Source organism: Streptomyces sp. NPDC005805 (genome assembly GCF_040630445.1).
GTDB lineage: Bacteria > Actinomycetota > Actinomycetes > Streptomycetales > Streptomycetaceae > Streptomyces.
In genome coordinates this window covers 1-18673 of sequence record NZ_JBEXXN010000085.1, presented here as the reverse complement: position 1 = coordinate 18673, position 18673 = coordinate 1, and the positions used below count along the sequence as shown (strand labels likewise).

Genomic DNA, 18673 nt, shown 5'->3' with positions numbered 1-18673 from the left:
GGGCCCGCGGAGGCCCCGCGCGGGGGCCGCCCGGCGCGGCTCAGCCGGCGGTTTCGCGCGCGGCGAGCAACGGCACGCCCGGGCCCGACAGGGCGGGCAGCGCGCTGCCGGTCCGGCCGGTCAGCACAAGGAGCAGGGCGCCCATCGGGCCCGAGACCGCCTCGCCCTCGCCGCGCCGCCAGTCGGCGTCGGTCGCCGTGAGCCGCAGACCGTTCAGCCGCCGCCGGGCCCGGAAGGGCCAGCTCCGCGACCAGACCCGGTCCGCCGCGATCCGGGCGGGCTCCGCGGGCACGGCCCGCCGCCGCCCGAGCGCGAGCGCGATGTCCTGCCCGTGGACGAGGACATCGAGCAGCGGTTCGGTGATCGTGGTGCTCGGGGCGAGCCGTCGCGAGCCGACGATGCCGCGCAGCTCGGCGACGATCTCGGCGGTCGGCCGGGCGGCCTCCCGCAGGGCGGTGTCGCGGACCATGCGGTCGAAGCTGCCGCGGGCGCGCGCGAACTCCAGCAGCGCCCGGCCGGTCCCGACCCGTGGCGCGAGGGTGAGGTGCGCGGCGACGTCCCGCACCCGCCAGCCCTCGCACGGGCTGGGCAGCTCCCACTCCTCGGGCGTCAGCCCGTCGAGCAGGTCGGCGAGGGAGGCGCGCTCGGCGTCGATCACGCGCCAGATCTGGTCCGTGTCCATCGGGGCCGCCGTTCGGGTCGTCTCGGCCGTCCGGTTCGTCCCGGTCATGAGGAACACCGCCTGACCCAAGAAATGGTACGATCCACTGACTAAATTAGTCAGACACCCTGACCATTGTCAAGCTTGCCGAGGGCGAGGGAGCAGGCACCGTGCCCGAGAACGGGAACCCTGACGAGGGCGCCGGGGGCGAAGACGAGCTGAACATCGGGCTGCTGCTCTTCATCCCGTACCGCGCGATGGAGAACCGCGTGTTCGCCGCGCTCGCCGAGGCGGGGTACGGCGACATCACCGTGGCCCAGGCCCGGGTCTTCCAACGGCTCGCCCCCGGCGGCTCCCGGCTCACGGAGCTGGCCGAGGCGGCCCAGGTCACCAAACAGACCGCGGGCTTCCTCGTGGACCAACTGGAGCGGGCGGGGTACGTGGAACGCGTGCCCGACCCACGCGACGGCCGCGCCCGGCTGGTACGGATCACCCCCCGGGGCGAGGCGACCGTCCCCGTGGCGCAGGCCGTGGTGGCCGAGGTCGAGGCGGAGTGGGCCCGCCACCTCGGCCCGCGGCGCATGGCCCAGCTCCGCCGGGCGCTGACCCGGCTCCGCGAGATCACCGACCCGTTCGCCTGAGCCGGAACCGGCACCGTCCCACGGACCCCACGGACCCCACGGACCCCACGGACCCCACGGACCCCACGGACCCCACGGACCCTACGGACCCCACGGACCCCTCACGCGCGCGTGGCCCCCGCCCCCGGCGCCGTGCCTTCGCGGGGCACCGGAGGCCCACCCGGGGAAGGGGCCCGACCGCCGGAGACAAGCCGCCGGGCCCCGGTGTCCGTGGGGACACCGGGGCCCGGGGTGCGGGGCCGGTCCGGGGGAAGTGCCGGCTCCCGCGTGAGCCCCGGAGGGCTCGGAGGCGGGCGCGGCGGAAGCGGGGGCTCCGCCGGGCCCGCGGTCGGGTGCGGCCAGGCCGGGTGCGTCCGGCACGACCGCGCCGCCGTCCGGCTCAGACCTTGACCGGCTCGCGCTCGTCGTCGCGCGGCTGCGGCAGCTCCGATGCCTCGTCCTCGCGCGGCGCGGGCCCGTGGTCGTCCACCAGGGTCCGCTCGTCGAAGGGCACCTTGCCCGCCAGGACCTGCGCGGCCCGCTCCTTGTCGATCTCCTTGGTCCAGGTGCCGACCAGGACGGTCGCCACCGCGTTGCCCGCGAAGTTCGTCAGGGCGCGCGCCTCGCTCATGAAGCGGTCGATGCCGACGATCAGGCCCACGCCGTCCACCAGCTCGGGCCGGTGCGACTGGAGACCGCCCGCCAGGGTCGCCAGGCCCGCGCCGGTGACCCCGGCCGCACCCTTGGAGGCGATGATCATGAAGACCAGCAGCGAGATCTGCTCCCCCGCGGTCAGCGGGTCACCCGTCGCGTTGGCGATGAACAGGGAGGCCATCGTCAGGTAGATGGCGGTGCCGTCCAGGTTGAAGGAGTAGCCCGTCGGCACGGTGATGCCCACCACCGGCTTGCTGACGCCCATGTGCTCCATCTTCGCGATCAGCCGCGGCAGGGCCGACTCGGAGGAGGACGTGGAGACGATCAGCAGGAACTCCCGGCCCAGGTACTTCAGCAGCGAGAGCAGGTTGATCCCGGCCACCAGCCGCAGCAGCAGCCCGAGGACCACGAAGACGAAGAGCGCGCAGGTGACATAGAAGCCGATCATGATGACCGCGAGCGACTTCAGCGCGTCCAGGCCGGTTTCGCCGACCACCGCCGCGATCGCGCCGAACGCGCCGACCGGGGCCGCCCACATGATCATGCCGAGGATGCGGAAGACCAGGCGCTGGATGTGGCCGATGCCCCGCAGGATCGGCTCGCCCGCCGAGCCCATCGCCTGGAGCGCGAAGCCCGCGAACAGCGCGACCAGCAGCGTCTGGAGGACCTCGCCCTCGGTGAAGGCGGAGACCAGGGTGGTCGGGATGATGCCCAGCAGGAAGTCCGCGGTGCTCTCGCCCGCGCCCTCCGCCTGCTTGGCGCCCGCCTCCCGCGCGGCCTCGGTCAGGTGCAGGCCGGAGCCCGGCTCCAGCAGGTTGCCGACGAGCAGGCCGATGGCCAGGGCGACGGTCGACATGACGAGGAAGTAGCCGAGGGCCAGACCGCCCACCGCGCCGACCTTCGCCGCCTTCCGTACCGAGCCGATGCCCAGCACGATCGTGCAGAAGATGATCGGCGAGATCATCATCTTGATCAGGTTCACGAAGCCGGTACCGATCGGCTTCAGCTCGACGGCGACTCCCGGGGCGGCGAAGCCCACGGCGATGCCGAGCACCACCGCAGCGATGACTGCGATGTACAGATAGTGGGTACGGTCCCGCCTGCCGGTCCCAGTGGCCACGGGTGCCTCCTCGTTCGTTGCGCGTCCATGTCCCGATGGATGCCCGTGACTATCCACGACCCTGTGACCCCGGTCACCGTTGCGTTCGTTTCGTTCACACAAAAGCGCGGAGCCCCCCGTGGACCGGCCCCGGCGGTGGCGGACCGTGGCGGACCGGTCGCGTCCACGGGATTCCGGCGAACGAATCCGGCCAGGCAGACTGGCCCGCATGCGCCCACCTCTCCCCCGCAGCCTCGCGGGCCAGCTCTTCGCGATGCAGGTCGTGCTGGTCGCCGCGATCGTCGCGGGCTGCGCGCTGTTCGCATACCTGACGGACCAGGCCCAGGCCGAGGAGTCGGCCCGGCTCCAGACCACGGCCACGGCCGTCGCCGCCGCGCGCTCGCCCTCGGTCGTCGAGGCCGCCCGCTCCGACGACCCCTCGGCGGCCCTCCAGCCGTACGCGGAGTCGCTGCGCGAGGGGGCCCGTATGGACTTCGTCGTGATCATGGACCCGCGCGGCCGACGCTGGACCCATCCGCAGCCGGACCGGATAGGGCAGACCTACCTCGGCCACATCGAGCCGGCGCTGCGGGGCGAGGTGTTCAGCGAGCGGTACGAGGGCACCCTCGGGCTCTCCGTGCGCACGGTCGCGCCCGTGCGGGACGGCGCGGACGGGCCGATCGTCGGCATCGTCAGCGCCGGCATCACGGTCAAGGCGATCAGCGCCCAGGTCCGGGAGCAGGTCACCGCCCTGCTCGTGGTCGCGGGCGGGGCCCTGGCCCTCGGCGGCCTGGGCACCTATGTGATCAACGCCCGGCTGCGCCGCCACACCCACGGGATGAACGCCGCCGAGCTGGGCCGGATGCACGACTACCACCAGGCCGCGCTGCACGCCGTCCGCGAGGGGCTGGTCATGCTGGACGGCGCCCGGCGGATCGCGCTGGCCAACGACGGGGCCCGGGAACTCCTCGGCCTCGGCGAGGACGCGGTCGGCCGCCCGGTGGCCGGCCTGGGACTGCCCGCGCCGCTCACAGGGGCGCTGCTGGCGTCTGAGCCGCGGGTGGACGAGGTGCATCTGACGGCGGACCGCGTGGTCGTGGTCAACACCCGGCCGGTCGTCGGGGGCGAGCAGCGCGGCACGGTCGTCACCCTGCGGGACCACACCGAACTCCAGTCCCTCTCCGGTGAGCTGGACTCGGAGCGCGGCTTCACCCAGGCGCTGCGCTCCCAGGCGCACGAGGCGGCGAACCGGCTGCACACGGTGGTGTCCCTGATCGAGCTGGGGCGGGTGGACGAGGCGGTGGAGTTCGCCACGGCGGAGCTGGAACTCGCCCAGGTGCTGACCGACCGGGTGGTGGGCGCGGTGGCCGAGCCGGTCCTCGCGGCGCTGCTGCTGGGCAAGGCGGCGCAGGCGAACGAGCGGGGTGTGGAGCTGGTCCTCGCGGAGGACAGCGGCATCGACGACCCGGTCCTGCCGGCCTCCCTCCCGCCGCGCGACCTGGTGACGATCCTCGGCAACCTGATCGACAACGCGGTGGACGCGGCGAGCGGGACGCCCTCGGGCCCGGCGGACACGCCGGGCCCCGACGACGCCCCGGCCGACCCGAGTACGCCGGGCGAGCTGGGCGCCCCGGCCGCCCCGGCGCACGGCGCGTCCCCGGCGGAGGCCCCCGCGCCCGGCGCATCGGCCGCCCCGGCCCACCCCGGCGACCCGGCCCACCCCGGCGACCCCGGCGACCCGGTGGAAGGCTCCGCGCCCGGCGCATCGGTACCGCGCGCGCCCGGCGCCCCCGTGCCGCCCGTGCCCGCCGTGCCCGCCGTGCCCGCCGTCCGGCCGCCCGCCGACGACGACGTGGCCGGGCTGCGGGTCGCCCCGCCACCGCCCGGCGGGGCCCGGGCGCGGGTCACCGTCACCCTGCGCGCCGAGGGCGACGAGCTGCTGCTCCGGGTCGCGGACAGCGGGCCCGGCGTCGACCCGGACCGCGCCGAGGACGTCTTCCGGCGCGGCTGGTCCACCCACGGCCCCGGCCGGGGCATCGGGCTGGCCCTCGTGCGGCAGGCGGTGCGCCGGGGGCACGGGAGCGTCACACTGGGCCGTGGCCCGGACGGCGGCGCCGAGTTCACCGTGCGCCTGCCGCTGACCAGGGCCGACGCATCCGGTCCGGCCAGACCCGTGGAGAGCCGCGCATGACCATCCGAGTCCTCGTCGTGGAGGACGACCCCGTCGCGGCGGACGCGCACGCGCTCTATGTGGGCCGGGTCGCCAGCTTCTCCGTCGTCGGCACCGTCCACTCGCGGGCGGCGGCCGTGCGCACCCTGGAACGCGCCGACGTGGACCTGCTGCTGCTCGACCTGTACCTGCCGGACGGCCACGGCCTCCAACTGGTCCGCTCGCTGCGCGCGGCCGGGCACTCGGCCGATGTGATCGCCGTGACCTCGGCCCGCGATCTGGCGGTGGTCCGCGAGGGCGTGTCCCTCGGGGTGGTGCAGTACGTCCTCAAGCCGTTCACCTTCGCGACCCTGCGGGACCGGCTGGACCGGTACGCCGAGTTCCGGACGGCCGCCGGGGAGGCCAGCGGCCAGGACGAGGTGGACCGCGCCCTGTCCGCCCTGCGGGCGCCGCGCGCGGAGACGGCCCTCCCCAAGGGCCTGAGCGCTCCGACCCTGGAGGCCGTCACACGGACCCTGCGGGAGGCGGCGGAGGGCCTGACCGCGACCGAGGCGGCCGGCGCGGTGGGCATCTCCCGGATCACGGCCCGCCGCTATCTGGAGCACCTGGTGACGGCGGGCCGGGCCGTGCGCGCCCCGCAGTACGGGCAGGTCGGGCGGCCGGAACTCCAGTACCGCTGGCTCAGCTCCCGCCGCTGACCCGGGCCCGCCCGCCGGAGGCCGGCTGCCCCTGCCCCCGGCCCGCCCGCCGGGGAACAGCCGCCGCGCCCCCAGTGGTCGGAGCGTTCCGCCCGAATCCGGCGAATGATCACTTCATACGTTTCTCCGAGCGGTGACTCCGGAGGAACGCACCGTAGTCGCCGCCCCGTCCGCGCCCCTACGGTGACCCGCGTGCAGCCCAGCCCTTCCCCGCCCTTCAACGCCCTGGCCGCGCGCCGTCTGCGCGAAGCCCTCGGCATGGCCCCGGTCCACGTCGCCTACGGTCTGCGTGCGCAGTACGGCCTCCCCGCCACCCCGGAGACCGTCGTGGCGTGGGAGCGGGGGGTGAGCACGCCCGACACACGTGAGCTGACCGCGCTCGCGGGAGTCCTGTGGTGCTCCCCCGCCGAACTCCTCGCCGCCGCGACGACCTTGCGCGAGCACCGCATCGCCCGGGGCTGGACCCGCGAGGACTTCGCCCGGCGGGTGGGCCTGGACGCCTCCTCGTACGGGCGGATGGAGGACACCGGCCGCTGGCTGGGCAACGAGCGGCAGACCGCCGCCCTCGCCGAGTCCCTCCAGCTCACCCCGCGCGCCCTGATGGCGGCGACCGGACGAGACGAGCAACTCGCCGAGCTGCTGCGCTCCGCGGTCGGGGCGCGCTGGCAGGCGTACGTCCGGCCGGTGTCCCGGATGGTGCCGCTGGGCCGGGAGACGGTGGAGCAGGTCCTCCAGCGTCTGCACGCGGACTACCAGTCGCGCATGGTGGCCACGCTGAGCTGGGGCGACGCCACGGAGGACACCGGCGGGGCGGGCCGCGACCTGCTGGACCGGATCGTGGACCACTTCTGGTCCCTGGCCGAGGGCCGCCCGGGCCCGACCTGAACCAGGCCGGCCTGGTTCCGGGCGGACCCGAACGCGCCCCGGCCCGACGGGACCCTGAACCGGCCCCGGCCCGGAAACCAGAAAGCCGGAAGAACCGGAAGAGCTAGAAGACGGACTCCGCCTCGTACATCCGGTCCTCCGGCACGGTCTTGAGCCGGGTCACCGCCTCCGCCAGCGGCACCATCACGATGTCCGTGCCGCGCAGGGCCGTCATCCTCCCGAACTCGCCCCGGTGCGCCGCCTCCACCGCGTGCCAGCCGAAGCGGGTCGCGAGCACCCGGTCGTACGCGGTCGGCGTGCCGCCGCGCTGGACGTGGCCGAGGATGACCGGCTTCGCCTCCTTGCCGAGGCGCAGCTCCAGCTCCGCCGCGAGCCGGTTGCCGATGCCCTGGAAGCGCTCGTGCCCGAACTGGTCGATCTCGCCCTTGGCGTACTCCATGGTGCCCTCGGCCGGATGGGCGCCCTCGGCGACGCAGATCACGGCGAACTTCTTGCCGCGCGCGAAGCGTTCCTCGACCATCTTGACTAGGTCGTCGATCTGGAAGGGCCGTTCCGGCAGGCAGATGCCGTGGGCGCCGCCCGCCATTCCGGACTCCAGGGCGATCCAGCCCGCGTGCCGGCCCATGACCTCCACCACCATCACCCGCTGGTGGGACTCGGCGGTGGTCTTGAGCCGGTCGATGGCCTCGGTGGCGACCATGACGGCCGTGTCGAAGCCGAAGGTGCGGTCGGTGGAGGAGATGTCGTTGTCGATGGTCTTCGGCACCCCGACGACCGGCAGTCCGGCCTCCGCGAGGATGCGGGAGGCGGTCAGGGTGCCCTCGCCGCCGATGGGGATGAGGGCGTCGATGCCGTGGCGCTGCGCCAACTCGGCCGCGTTCTCGGCGGCTTCGCGCAGCCGGTCGCGCTGGAGGCGGGTGGAGCCGAGGATGGTGCCGCCGCGGGCCAGGATGCCGCCCACCGCGTTGAGGTCGAGGGGGCGGTAGTGGCCGTCGAGCAGCCCTCTGAACCCATCCTCGAAGCCGATGACCTCGTCGCCGTGACCGGTCAGCGCGCGGTGCACGACCGAGCGGATGACCGCGTTCAGACCCGGGCAGTCGCCGCCCGCGGTGAGGACTCCGATGCGCATCGTGCCGTCTCTCCTGCCCGTCGCCGAACGTGTGAGCTCGGGTCCGATTGTCACACGGCCGGGGTGACCACCGCGCTCCCGGAGCCGTCGGCGGACCCCCGGGGGGAACCCTCCGGCCGCGACCTCCGCCCGGCGGGCGTCCTACCCATCCGCGAGGGTATTGTCAAGAGGGCGGCACCGCTCCGGGCGGGTTTTTTCTTGCCCTCTCCCGGGCCCCACCGGGCTCCCTCCGGGCCCTTCCGGGCAAGCGGTCCGCCGGGACCACGACGGCACACCACAACCACGCCACACCACTTCACAGGTGAAGCGACACAGGAACGGGAGAGCACGCGTGACGCGCAGGGGGCACCACCCACCGAAGGTAGGGGGAGTTTATGTGACCGGGATCGACCGGGGTGACGGTCGGCAGGTGGTCGAACTGGGGGTCATGGAGCTCCTGACCCGGCAGGTGGACCGGGTGGGGGTGTTCCGCCCCCTGGTCCACGACGGCCCGGACCGCCTCTTCGAGCTGCTGCGGGCCCGCTACCGGCTCTCCCAGGACCCGGCCACGGTCTACGGCCTGGACTACGACGAGGCCGGTGCCCTCCAGGCCGAGAAGGGCACCGACGAACTGGTCTCCCGCCTGGTGGAACGGTTCCTCGCGGTCGCCCGGGAGTACGAGGTCGTCCTCGTCCTCGGCACGGACTACGCGGACACCCAGCTCCCCGACGAGCTGGCGCTCAACGCCCGGCTGGCGAACGAGTTCGGCGCCTCCGTCATCGCGGTCGTCGGCGGCAAGGGCCAGACCCCCCAGTCGGTGCGCGCCGAGACCCGCAACGCCTTCCGCGCCTACGAGGGCCTGGGCTGCAACGTCCTCGCCATGGTCGCCAACCGGGTGAACCCGCAGGAGCGCGACGGCATAGCCGAGCGGCTCGCGGCCCGCCTCCCCGTCCCCGCCTACGTCCTCCCCGACGAGCCCGCCCTCGCCGCCCCCACGGTCGCCCAGATCACCCACACCCTCGGCGGCACGGTGCTGCTCGGCGACGACTCGGGGCTCGCCCGCGACGCCCTGGACTTCGTCTTCGGCGGCGCGATGCTGCCCAGCTTCCTGCCCGCCCTGACCCCCGGCTGTATGGTGGTCACCCCCGGCGACCGGGCCGACCTGGTCATCGGGGCGCTCGCCGCGCACTCCGCCGGCACCCCGCCCATCGCGGGTCTGCTGCTGACCCTGAACGAGCGCCCCAGCGAGGAGGTCCTGACCCTCGCGGCCCGTCTCGCCCCCGGCACCCCGGTCGTCTCCGTGACCGGCAACAGCTTCCCGACGGCGGCCGAACTCTTCTCCCTCGAAGGCAAGTTGAACGCCACCACGCCCCGCAAGGCGGAGACCGCCCTCGGGCTCTTCGAGCGGTATGTCGACACCACCGACCTGCTGGCCCGGCTCGCGGTGGCCCGCAGCGGGCGGGTGACGCCGATGATGTTCGAGCACGACCTGCTGGAGCAGGCCCGCGCCGAGCGCCGCCGGGTGGTCCTGCCCGAGGGCACCGAGGAGCGGGTGCTGCGCGCGGCCGATGTGCTGCTGCGCCGGGACGTCTGCGACCTGACCCTTCTCGGCGACACCGAGCAGATCCGCAAGAAGGCCGCCGACCTGGGCATCGACCTGTCCGCCGCGCAGCTCATCGACCCCGCCGCCTCCGAGCTGCGCCAGCGCTTCGCCGAGCGGTACGCGGAGCTGCGCAAGCACCGGGGCGCGACGGTGGAGCTGGCGTACGACGTGGTCTCGGACGTCAACTACTTCGGCACCCTGATGGTGCAGGAGGGCCTGGCGGACGGCATGGTGTCCGGCTCGGTCCACTCCACGGCGGCCACGATCCGCCCGGCCTTCGAGATCATCAAAACCAAGCCGGAGGCGTCGATCGTCTCCTCGGTCTTCTTCATGTGCCTCGCCGACCGGGTGCTCGTGTACGGCGACTGCGCGGTCAACCCGGACCCGAACGCCGAGCAGCTCGCGGACATCGCGATCCAGTCGGCGGCGACGGCCGCCCGCTTCGGGGTGGAGCCCCGGATCGCGATGCTCTCCTACTCCACGGGCACCTCCGGCTCCGGCGCGGACGTGGACAAGGTGCGCGAGGCGACCAAGCTGGTGCGCGAGGCCCGGCCGGACCTGCTGATCGAGGGGCCGATCCAGTACGACGCGGCGGTGGACCCCTCGGTGGCGGAGACGAAGCTGCCCGGCTCGGAGGTGGCCGGCCGGGCGACAGTGCTGATCTTCCCGGACCTCAACACCGGCAACAACACGTACAAGGCGGTGCAGCGTTCGGCCGGCGCGGTCGCCGTGGGCCCGGTCCTCCAGGGTCTGCGCAAGCCCGTCAACGACCTGTCGCGGGGCGCGCTCGTCAGCGACATCGTCAACACCGTCGCGATCACCGCGATCCAGTCCCAGGACCCCGCCCGGGCCGCCCGGGCCGTGCCGTCGTCCACCCCGTCCGCGTCGCCGTCCCCCCAGGAGCCCACCGCATGACCGCCACCCGTGTCCTCGTCCTCAACTCCGGTTCCTCCTCGCTGAAGTACCAGCTGCTCGACATGCGGGACTCCTCGCGGCTGGCCGTCGGCCTGGTGGAGCGGATCGGCGAGGCGACCTCGCGGCTGGTGCACCGGCCGCTCTCCGGCGGCGGCGCGGAGCCCCGGGAGCGTTCCGGCGCGATCGCCGACCACGACGCGGCGCTGAAGGCGGTGGCCGAGGAGCTGACGCACGACGGCCTGGGCCTGGACTCCCCCGAACTGGCCGCGATCGGGCACCGGGTGGTGCACGGCGGGCTGCGGTTCACCGCCCCCACCGTCCTCACCGAGGAGGTGCTGGCGGAGATCGAGCGGCTGGTCCCGGTCGCGCCCCTGCACAACCCGGCGAACCTGACGGGCATCCGCACCGCGCAGGCGCTCCGCCCCGAACTGCCGCAGGTCGCGGTCTTCGACACGGCCTTCCACACCACGATGCCGGAGGCGGCGGCACGGTACGCGATCGACGTGGAGACCGCCGACGCGCACCGCATCCGCCGCTACGGCTTCCACGGCACCTCGCACGCGTACGTCTCCCGCGAGACGGCGGCGCTGCTGGGCAAGGACCCGTCCGAGGTGAACGTCATCGTGCTGCACCTGGGCAACGGCGCCTCGGCCTCCGCCGTGCGCGGCGGGCGCTGTGTGGAGACCTCCATGGGGCTGACCCCCTTGGAAGGGCTGGTGATGGGTACGCGCTCCGGTGACATCGACCCGGCGGTCACCTTCCACCTCCGGCGGGTGGCGGGCATGTCGACCGACGAGATCGACGCGCTGCTGAACAGGAAGAGCGGACTCGTGGGCCTGTGCGGCGACAACGACATGCGGGAGATCCGCCGCCGGATCGACGAGGGCGACGAGCGGGCGGCCCTCGCGTTCGACGTCTATGTGCACCGGCTGAAGAAGTACATCGGCGCCTACTACGCGGTCCTCGGCCGGGTGGACGCGCTGGTGTTCACCGCCGGGGTCGGGGAGAACGCGGCGCCGGTGCGGGCGGCCGCGGTGGCCGGTCTGGAGGAACTCGGCATCGCGGTGGACGCGGAGCTGAACGAGGTCCGCTCCGGCGGGGCGCGGCTGATCTCGCCGGAGTACGCGCGGGTGGCCGTGGCCGTGGTGCCCACCGACGAGGAACTGGAGATCGCCCGGCAGACCTTCGCCCTGGTGGCCCCGGAGGCCGCCGCCGCGAATGAGTCGGCCGCGAATTCCGGGAAGGAATCCGGACCGGAGCGGAGGACCGGAGAAGTGAACGCCTGAGCACCCGCCCGCCCATTTGTACATTCCACCAGACGGAATATTCCACAGGGAAACAAACCGATAGGATCCGCCTTATGCGCCGTTCCAAAATCGTTTGCACACTGGGCCCCGCCGTCGACTCCTACGAGCAGCTCAAAGCGCTCATCGAGGCCGGCATGAACGTGGCCCGTTTCAACATGAGCCACGGGACCCACGCTGAGCACGAGGAGCGGTACCACCGCGTGCGCCAGGCGTCCGAGGACACCGGCCGCGCGGTGGGCGTGCTGGCCGACCTCCAGGGCCCCAAGATCCGTCTGGAGACCTTCGCGGAGGGACCGGTCGAACTGGTCCGCGGCGACGAGTTCACCATCACCACCGAGGACGTCCCCGGCGACAAGTCGGTCTGCGGCACCACGTACAAGGGCCTGCCCGGTGATGTGTCCAAGGGCGACCAGGTCCTGATCAACGACGGCAACGTCGAGCTGCGCGTGGTCGAGGTCGAGGGCCCGCGGGTGAAGACGATCGTGGTCGAGGGCGGTGTCGTCTCCGACCACAAGGGCATCAACCTGCCCGGCGCGGCGGTCAACGTCCCGGCCCTGTCCGAGAAGGACGTCGAGGACCTGCGCTTCGCGCTGAACATGGGCTGCGACATGGTCGCCCTGTCCTTCGTCCGCAACGCCGACGACGTCCGGGACGTCCACAAGGTGATGGACGAGGTCGGCCGCCGGGTGCCGGTCATCGCCAAGGTGGAGAAGCCGCAGGCCGTCGAGAACATGCAGGACGTCGTGATGGCGTTCGACGGGGTGATGGTGGCCCGCGGCGACCTGGCCGTGGAGTACCCGCTGGAGCGGGTCCCGATGGTCCAGAAGCGGCTCATCGAGCTGTGCCGGCGGAACGCCAAGCCGGTGATCGTGGCGACCCAGATGATGGAGTCGATGATCACCAACTCCCGCCCCACCCGCGCCGAGGCGTCCGACGTCGCCAACGCGATCCTGGACGGCGCGGACGCGGTGATGCTCTCGGCCGAGTCCTCGGTCGGCGCGTACCCGATCGAGACGGTCAAGACGATGTCGAAGATCGTGACCGCGGCGGAGGAGGAGCTGCTCTCCAAGGGCCTCCAGCCGCTCGTCCCGGGCAAGAAGCCGCGCACCCAGGGCGGTTCGGTCGCCCGCGCCGCCTGCGAGATCGCGGACTTCCTGGACGGCAAGGCGCTGATCGCATTCACCAAGTCCGGTGACACCGCCCGCCGGCTCTCCCGCTACCGCGTCCAGCAGCCGATCCTCGCCTTCACGACCGAGGCCGAGACCCGCAACCAGCTCACCCTGAGCTGGGGCGTCGAGTCCTTCGTGGTGCCCCACGTCGGCAACACGGACGCCATGGTCGACCTGGTGGACGCGGAGCTGCTGAAGCTCCAGCGCTACAACCAGGGCGACACCATGATCATCACGGCCGGCTCCCCGCCCGGCGTCCCCGGCACCACCAACATGGTCCGGGTCCACCACCTGGGCGGCGAGAAGGGCTGACACCCGGCCCGGCAGCGCGAAGGCCGTGGGACGCACCCCCCTGAACGGGTGCGGCCCACGGCCTCTTTCGCGGCTCCCGGTGGCCCTCGCGGCTTCCGGTGGTCCGGTGTCCTGGTGCTCCGGGGTCAGTTCCCCGGGCGGGCCAGGTAGTTGTGCAGGCCCGGGACCGTCAGCGTGCCGCCGAACTGGCCGGCCTGCTTGACCGTGACGTCGGTGAACATCGCGAAGGGGACGTTCAGCGGCGGCGGGGTCTGGGGGCTGAAGGTGATCGGGATGATGCCGAAGAGGTTGCCCTTCAGCTGCTCCGTGTACATGGTCACCGTGCCGTTGCGGATGGTCGAGGTCGAGCCCGACCGCGCCTTGACATGGCCCTGGGTGCCGTCCGGGCCGACGGTGATCTGGTGCAGGTCCCGGATGTCCACGCCGGAGGCGGTGAACTTCAGGACCTTCTTGATCTTGCCGCTGCTGGTCTTCACCTCGACGATGCCGTGGTAGTCCAGCCCGGTGAGGGTGAGCATCGAGCTCTCCAGCACCCACGGCTCGTCCGGCAGCAGCGGGATGCCCGGCTCGCCCTCGGCGGCCGCGAGGGCCTCCGGGTCGGGGGTGGGGCAGGGGAAGCGCGGCTTGGCGCCGTCCGGGATGTCCTCGTCCGGCCGGGCCTGAAGGCCCTTGGCGTCCTCGTCCAGTTCCTCCACGGTGGCACCGGCCTTGTCGGCCGCGTCGCGGATGGCGCGCTCGGTCCGGTCGGCCGGGGTCTCCGGCTTCTCGGCGGGCTCCTCGGAGGGCTTCGCCGACGGCTTCTGGGAGGGCTGCTCGGCGGGCTTCTTCGACGGGGTGTCCGCGGGCTCCTCGGCCGGCTTCTGGGAGGGCTTCTCCGCCGGCGCGGTGCTCTCCGCGGGGTCGGGGCTCCGCTCCTCGTCCTTGTCCGGGTCGAAGAGGTCCTTGAGCTTCTCGCCCAGGCCCAGCGGGTCCAGCGGGTGGCGGGACTCGCTCGGCTCGGGAGCGGGGGCCTGGTCGGCCGCCTCTCCACCCTTGTCCGCACTCTTGTCCGCGGCCTTGCCGCCGTCCTGTGCCGCGCCCGCGGACGGGCTCTCGGACGGCTTCGGCTCCCCGTCCCGCCCGTCGTTCGCCTCGGTGCCGGAGGTCGCGCTCGGCGAGGGCTCGGGAGCCGGACTCTCGTCGGCCGAGGGGGACTCGGACGGCTTCGCCGACTCGGTGGGCTTCGGGGACTCCTCCTCCACGGGCTCGTCCGAGCGGGTCACGCACGGGCCGGGCGCGAAGGGGATGTCCTTCTCGTCGGCGAGAGCCGGCTTCGGGGTGAGGCCCATGCCCACGAACACGGCGGTGGGCATCGCGGCCAGGGCGAACGCCTTGCCGGCCGGCCGCTGGAGCCTGGTCAGCAGGGACTTGCGCGGAGCGGCATGGCGCGGCCCCCGCCGCTCCCGGGCGTCACCGCCCTCAGCCGTGGCCGGCTGTATCTCGTCACCCCGCACTGTTCCTCCCGCCGTCGGCGTGGGCAGTCGTCTCGGTCACGTTCGTGTCGTACGGCTCGTCGGCGCGCTGCGCCGGTACGGGCGGTTCGGCCGGCGGGTAGGCGGCGGCCTTGCGCGAGGCGGCGGTGTCGTCGTCCGCCGGGGCGGCCGGCTTGGCGGGCGCCCAGGAGACGGACAGCGCGCCGCCGATCATCGCGAACAGGAAGCCCACGAGGAAGCCGCCGATGTTGGACACCGGAAGCGAGATCAGGGCGAGGACGATCGCGGCGACGCCCGCGAACACCCGCACGGCGGCCTGGAACCACATGGTGAGGCCGAGCGTGACGAGCAGGACGCCGATGATGAGCGACCCGGCGCCGGCCGTGGTGGCCATGGCGATCGTCATGTTGCCGAGGCGGAGATCGGCGTACGGAAGGTAGGCGATCGGCAGGCCGCCGATCATGGTGAAGAGGCCCGCCCAGAACGGCCGCTGTCCGCGCCAGGTACGAAAGCCCCGCCGGAAGACGCGGAGGAAGTGCTCGTTCCGCTGAGGTGCTGCGGAAGTCTCGGCGCTCATGGATAAAGCTCCCTGATGCTGGCGTTGCTGGGGATGGGACGGGCGGACGGGGGCTCGGCGCCCCTACCCGCCCGTCCCTGACAGGGCGTCAGCCCTTGAAGCACTCCTTGTCGGTGCCCCGGTGCAGCTTCAGCTTCAGTCCGCTGAGCTTGAACGTGCCGGCCGTGGTCGCCCACGCCTTCTGTTCGACGTTGGTCAGGACGGCCCCATCGGCCCGCTGACCGAAGCCGTGCGGGTTGGCACGGGTGCCCGGCTGGATGCCCGGGAAGCCCTTTTCCTTGCCCTCCTGCAGAGAGCCCGCCGCGACGCCGATGTCGATCGTCTTGAACTCGGCGTCGGCCTCGAGGTCGGAGACATCGAGGTACAGGTCCGTCGCCTTGACCGGGTTCTTCGGGTCCTGGCCGGCCCGGAGCTCCAGGGTGACGTTGCCGATGAACGGCACGTCCGGCGTGACCACCGACTGGCACATGTTGGTGATCGTGGCCGTCTTGAAGCCGGACACGGCCACCGGAGCGGCGAAGTCCTTGCCGTCCAGCGTCTTGCCCTGCGCGACGCTGCCGTACTGCACGAAATCCGTGCCTTCGAGCTTCTGCGCCTTGACCTTGAACTCCTGGCCGGAAATGCTGAAGGACGCGGCGAGCGCGCCCTGGGCCAGGCCGATGCCTATCGCGGCCGTTGCGGCCACACTCGGCACCATGACAAGGGCGAACCGCTTCCATCTGGTTCCGCCACGAGTCACAGACTCCATGACTTTCCTCCTTCTCGGACGTACATCTCCGGTCCGGACCCTCGGGCCCGTCCTGGGATGGGAGAAGTGCTACGTCCTCGGGAAGGAGAGCGCCTGTACTTTCTGGGCGCGTACCGCGTCCGAAACACCGGCGATCACCCCCGAGCGACAACCACTGGCCGCACTCTCGCGCAACCGGTCGGACAGGCCCTGCCGTTCGGCAGGAACCCCCCTGTCCGCGGCCGGCGCCACTGCCGCCGGCCGGCCCGGTGGGGACCCAACGGACCGCGAGCACGGCTGGAAGCCGGGCCGGTGCGGTATTGGACCGAGCGTCGCCGATCGTGGTCCATTCCCGGCCTCGGCACAAGGGGGTTCGTTACTGGCTAGTAACGGCCTGATAACCACGCCACGACCGCGCGATGTCGGGCATGTACACAGGGTGCCGCTGCGTGAGGCGCCAGAGTGGCGGAAACATCACGAAAGCCGGACAGAACAAGCCGGTTGCGGTACTCGGAGTAACCCCGGCGCGAATTACCAAGTTTTGGCAAAGCACGGCTGCGCTTTGTCACTGTGTCGCCAAAACGGCGGTGGCGCCGGGGCCGGCGCCACCGCCACAAATCCGTCAGATCGGTACGCTCGGGACGCCGTTGTCAGAAAGCCTGTCAACGCCGTGCCCGCGGGCCTCACTCAGCGTCCGCGCGACGGATTCCGGACACGCCCCGGGCCCCGCCCGGGCGGGGCCCGGCGGGTCGCCCCGCGCGGATCACCCCGGACGGGTCAGAAGAGCACCCGTGCCAGCGCCTGGCGGGCCGCGGTCACCCGCGGGTCCTCCGGACCGACGACCTCGAAGAGTTCGAGCAGCCGGAGCCGGGCGCGGTCGCGCTCCTCACCGGCCGTGCGCCGCACGGTGTCCACCAGCCGCCCGAAGGCGTCCTCGACATGGCCGCCGACGAGGTCCAGGTCGGCCGCGTCGATCTGCGCGGGCACGTCCGAGGGGTCGTCCGCGGCCGCCTTGCGCACCGCCTGCGGGTCCATCCCCTGGACCCGGCCGAGGAGTTCGGCCTGGGCGAGGCCGAGCTTGGCCTCGGTGTTGCCCGGGTCGTCGGCCAGCACGTTCTTGTACGCCTGGACGGCGCCGGGGAAGTCACCGGCGTCCAGGGCGTCCATGGCGGCGCCCAGCAGCCCGTCGTGCGGCCCGGCGAGCGGCGCGGGCTCGGCGGCGGGCCCGTCCTCGGCGTCCGCGTCCACGATCAGACCGGTCAGGCCGAAGCGCTCCTCGGCGACCTGGACGAGCTGGTCCAGCGTCTGGCGGATCTGGGCCTCGGGGGCCGCGCCCTGGAAGAGGGGCAGCGCCTGCCCGGCGACGACGGCGAAGACCGCCGGGATGCCCTGCACGCCGAACTGCTGCATCAGCATCTGGTTGGCGTCCACGTCGATCTTGGCGAGGACGAAACGGCCGTTGTACTCCCTGGCCAGCCGGTCCAGCAGCGGGCTCAGCTGCTTGCACGGCTCGCACCACTCGGCCCAGAAGTCGATGACGACGGGCACCTCGGTGGAGCGCTGGAGGACGTCGCGCTCGAAGCGCGCCTCGTCGGTGTCGATCACCAGACTCGCGGGCGACACGGCCCCGCCGCCGCCCTCCCGGGCGGCCGTGGCACGGGCCTGCTCGGCCTTGGCCTTGGCCTCACCGGCCGCCTTCACCGCGGCGAGGTCGACGACGCCGCTCATGGACATGTTCCTAGGCTGCATGCGTACATCCTCCCCCTTCCGCGCGCACATGTGAAAAGCCGGATGTGCGATCCGGCGGGACGGCGCCGGGTCCCCACCTCGGCGCCTGTGGTTGTCGCTGGAGCCGGGCTCGGTCGCCAGGCTTTCGCTACGGGTCGTAGCGTATCTGTACGAGGCCCGGACCGTGTGAGATTTCCCCGGTGAACTGCCTCACAGGGAACCGCCTACCGGCCGGTATGGTCTCCGGCATGGCCCGCAGCACCACTCCCCCCGAACCGGCACAGGAGCCCCGCCCCGCCCGCACCGGCCGACCGCGCAGCGCCGAGGCCGACGCGGCGATCCTGGAGGCCACCCGCGCCTCCCTGGTGGAACTGGGCTGGTCGAAGCTGACGATGGCGGACGTGGCGACCCGGGCGGGCGTCGCCAAGACGACCCTCTACCGCCGCTGGGCCAACAAGAACGAACTCGTCGTGGACGCGGTCGCCGTCCTCTTCGACGAGCTGGAGCTGCCCGACCGGGGCAGCCTCGCGGCGGACGTGGAGGGCGTGGTCCTCCAGTTCGCCCGGCTGCTCGCCCACCCGGAGACCAAGACCGCCCTGATGGGCGTGGTCGCGGAGTCGACGTGCGACGACGCGCTGCGGGCGCGGATCCGCTCGGCGATCGTGGAGCGGCAGAAGCGGCTGGTGGTCGTGGGCCGCCACCGGGCCCAGGAGCGCGGTGAACTCCCCTACGAGTCCGACCCGGAGGAGTCCGCCCGCACCACGGACCTGATCTTCGACGTGGTGGCGGGCGCGGTGGTGCACCGGACCCTGGTGAGCGCGGAGCCGGTGGACGCGGAGTGGGCACGGCGCTTCACGGCGCTGCTGCTCTCGGGGCTGGGCGCCGTGTCCGCGTAGGCGTGGGGCACCCGCTGGTAGGCGGCGATCCGGCCGGCCGCGCCGCGCAGGACGCTCTCCACGGGGATCGGC

15 protein-coding genes are annotated in these 18673 nt (G+C 72.9%); 8 read left to right on the top strand and 7 right to left on the bottom strand.

Annotation, left to right across the window (positions count from 1 at the left end):
* Positions 1 to 40: 40 nt before the first annotated feature.
* On the bottom strand, positions 41 to 730 hold the full coding sequence (locus tag ABZ457_RS29405; protein WP_359163725.1) for a maleylpyruvate isomerase family mycothiol-dependent enzyme: 690 nt from the start codon (positions 728 to 730) through the stop codon (positions 41 to 43).
* 188 nt (positions 731 to 918) lie between these two features.
* Between ABZ457_RS29405 and ABZ457_RS29400 the strand changes: the two genes are divergently transcribed.
* A complete protein-coding gene (locus ABZ457_RS29400) occupies positions 919 to 1302 on the top strand; it encodes a MarR family transcriptional regulator (RefSeq protein ID WP_359163728.1) in 384 nt (127 codons plus the stop codon).
* A 379-nt stretch (positions 1303 to 1681) separates the two neighbouring features.
* Here ABZ457_RS29400 and ABZ457_RS29395 read toward each other — a convergent pair whose 3' ends face one another.
* Positions 1682 to 3055, bottom strand: a complete 1374-nt coding sequence (locus ABZ457_RS29395) for a cation:dicarboxylase symporter family transporter (protein ID WP_359163722.1) — start codon at positions 3053 to 3055, stop codon at positions 1682 to 1684.
* Positions 3056 to 3263: 208 nt separating this feature from the next.
* Between ABZ457_RS29395 and ABZ457_RS29390 the strand changes: the two genes are divergently transcribed.
* From ABZ457_RS29390 to ABZ457_RS29380, 3 genes are all read left to right on the top strand, one after another.
* Entirely contained in the window at positions 3264 to 5225 is a 1962-nt protein-coding gene (locus tag ABZ457_RS29390; protein ID WP_359163719.1) for an ATP-binding protein, read from the top strand.
* A complete protein-coding gene (locus tag ABZ457_RS29385; RefSeq protein WP_359163716.1) occupies positions 5222 to 5902 on the top strand; it encodes a response regulator in 681 nt (226 codons plus the stop codon). The genes ABZ457_RS29390 and ABZ457_RS29385 overlap by 4 nt, the downstream gene beginning before the upstream one ends.
* 192 nt (positions 5903 to 6094) lie before the next feature.
* Positions 6095 to 6787 carry a helix-turn-helix transcriptional regulator gene (locus ABZ457_RS29380; RefSeq protein WP_359163713.1) on the top strand — a complete coding sequence of 231 codons (693 nt, stop codon included), beginning with the start codon at positions 6095 to 6097 and terminating at the stop codon, positions 6785 to 6787.
* A 103-nt stretch (positions 6788 to 6890) separates the two neighbouring features.
* Here ABZ457_RS29380 and ABZ457_RS29375 read toward each other — a convergent pair whose 3' ends face one another.
* Complete coding sequence (locus ABZ457_RS29375; RefSeq protein WP_359163711.1) at positions 6891 to 7916, bottom strand: ATP-dependent 6-phosphofructokinase; 1026 nt, start codon at positions 7914 to 7916, stop codon at positions 6891 to 6893.
* A 331-nt stretch (positions 7917 to 8247) separates the two neighbouring features.
* On the opposite strand from ABZ457_RS29375, the gene pta reads away from it, so the two are divergent.
* The 3 genes from pta to pyk all read left to right on the top strand — a co-directional run bounded on the left by pta (position 8248) and on the right by pyk (position 13201).
* Positions 8248 to 10413, top strand: a complete 2166-nt coding sequence (gene pta / locus ABZ457_RS29370; protein WP_359163708.1) for a phosphate acetyltransferase — start codon at positions 8248 to 8250, stop codon at positions 10411 to 10413.
* Positions 10410 to 11699 carry an acetate kinase gene (locus ABZ457_RS29365; RefSeq protein ID WP_359163705.1) on the top strand — a complete coding sequence of 430 codons (1290 nt, stop codon included), beginning with the start codon at positions 10410 to 10412 and terminating at the stop codon, positions 11697 to 11699. The genes pta and ABZ457_RS29365 overlap by 4 nt, the downstream gene beginning before the upstream one ends.
* Before the next feature lie 74 nt (positions 11700 to 11773).
* Positions 11774 to 13201: a pyruvate kinase gene (gene pyk, locus ABZ457_RS29360; protein WP_359163702.1), complete on the top strand. Its 1428-nt coding sequence runs from the start codon at positions 11774 to 11776 to the stop codon at positions 13199 to 13201.
* A 125-nt stretch (positions 13202 to 13326) separates the two neighbouring features.
* Here the strand turns inward: pyk and ABZ457_RS29355 are convergent, their stop codons facing one another.
* The 4 genes from ABZ457_RS29355 to ABZ457_RS29340 all read right to left on the bottom strand — a co-directional run bounded on the left by ABZ457_RS29355 (position 13327) and on the right by ABZ457_RS29340 (position 17726).
* The gene (locus ABZ457_RS29355) at positions 13327 to 14694 is read right to left on the bottom strand and encodes a hypothetical protein (RefSeq protein ID WP_359163699.1); all 1368 of its coding nucleotides are present in this window, start codon (positions 14692 to 14694) and stop codon (positions 13327 to 13329) included.
* Positions 14684 to 15250 carry a DUF6114 domain-containing protein gene (locus tag ABZ457_RS29350; RefSeq protein ID WP_359163696.1) on the bottom strand — a complete coding sequence of 189 codons (567 nt, stop codon included), beginning with the start codon at positions 15248 to 15250 and terminating at the stop codon, positions 14684 to 14686. Before ABZ457_RS29350 ends, ABZ457_RS29355 begins: the two co-directional genes overlap by 11 nt.
* 88 nt (positions 15251 to 15338) lie before the next feature.
* Positions 15339 to 15998 carry a DUF6230 family protein gene (locus ABZ457_RS29345; RefSeq protein ID WP_359163693.1) on the bottom strand — a complete coding sequence of 220 codons (660 nt, stop codon included), beginning with the start codon at positions 15996 to 15998 and terminating at the stop codon, positions 15339 to 15341.
* 756 nt (positions 15999 to 16754) lie between these two features.
* Positions 16755 to 17726, bottom strand: a complete 972-nt coding sequence (locus ABZ457_RS29340) for a tetratricopeptide repeat protein (protein ID WP_359163690.1) — start codon at positions 17724 to 17726, stop codon at positions 16755 to 16757.
* 227 nt (positions 17727 to 17953) lie between these two features.
* Here ABZ457_RS29340 and ABZ457_RS29335 point away from each other — a divergent pair, with 227 nt between their 5' ends.
* Positions 17954 to 18601 (top strand): TetR/AcrR family transcriptional regulator, encoded by a 648-nt coding sequence (locus tag ABZ457_RS29335; RefSeq protein WP_359163687.1) that lies wholly within the window; start codon positions 17954 to 17956, stop codon positions 18599 to 18601.
* Positions 18602 to 18673: the final 72 nt, after the last annotated feature.

Bases quoted from the DNA above. Each gene is read 5' to 3' on its own strand.
- ABZ457_RS29345 (WP_359163693.1), bottom strand. From the start codon at position 15,998: ATGGAGTCTGTGACTCGTGGCGGAACCAGATGGAAGCGGTTCGCCCTT.
- ABZ457_RS29375 (WP_359163711.1), bottom strand. From the start codon at position 7,916: ATGCGCATCGGAGTCCTCACCGCGGGCGGCGACTGCCCGGGTCTGAAC.
- ABZ457_RS29335 (WP_359163687.1), top strand. From the start codon at position 17,954: ATGGCCCGCAGCACCACTCCCCCCGAACCGGCACAGGAGCCCCGCCCC.
- ABZ457_RS29365 (WP_359163705.1), top strand. From the start codon at position 10,410: ATGACCGCCACCCGTGTCCTCGTCCTCAACTCCGGTTCCTCCTCGCTG.
- pyk (WP_359163702.1), top strand. From the start codon at position 11,774: ATGCGCCGTTCCAAAATCGTTTGCACACTGGGCCCCGCCGTCGACTCC.
- ABZ457_RS29390 (WP_359163719.1), top strand. From the start codon at position 3,264: ATGCGCCCACCTCTCCCCCGCAGCCTCGCGGGCCAGCTCTTCGCGATG.
- ABZ457_RS29385 (WP_359163716.1), top strand. From the start codon at position 5,222: ATGACCATCCGAGTCCTCGTCGTGGAGGACGACCCCGTCGCGGCGGAC.
- ABZ457_RS29405 (WP_359163725.1), bottom strand. From the start codon at position 730: ATGACCGGGACGAACCGGACGGCCGAGACGACCCGAACGGCGGCCCCG.
- ABZ457_RS29400 (WP_359163728.1), top strand. From the start codon at position 919: ATGGAGAACCGCGTGTTCGCCGCGCTCGCCGAGGCGGGGTACGGCGAC.
- ABZ457_RS29340 (WP_359163690.1), bottom strand. From the start codon at position 17,726: ATGCAGCCTAGGAACATGTCCATGAGCGGCGTCGTCGACCTCGCCGCG.
- ABZ457_RS29350 (WP_359163696.1), bottom strand. From the start codon at position 15,250: ATGAGCGCCGAGACTTCCGCAGCACCTCAGCGGAACGAGCACTTCCTC.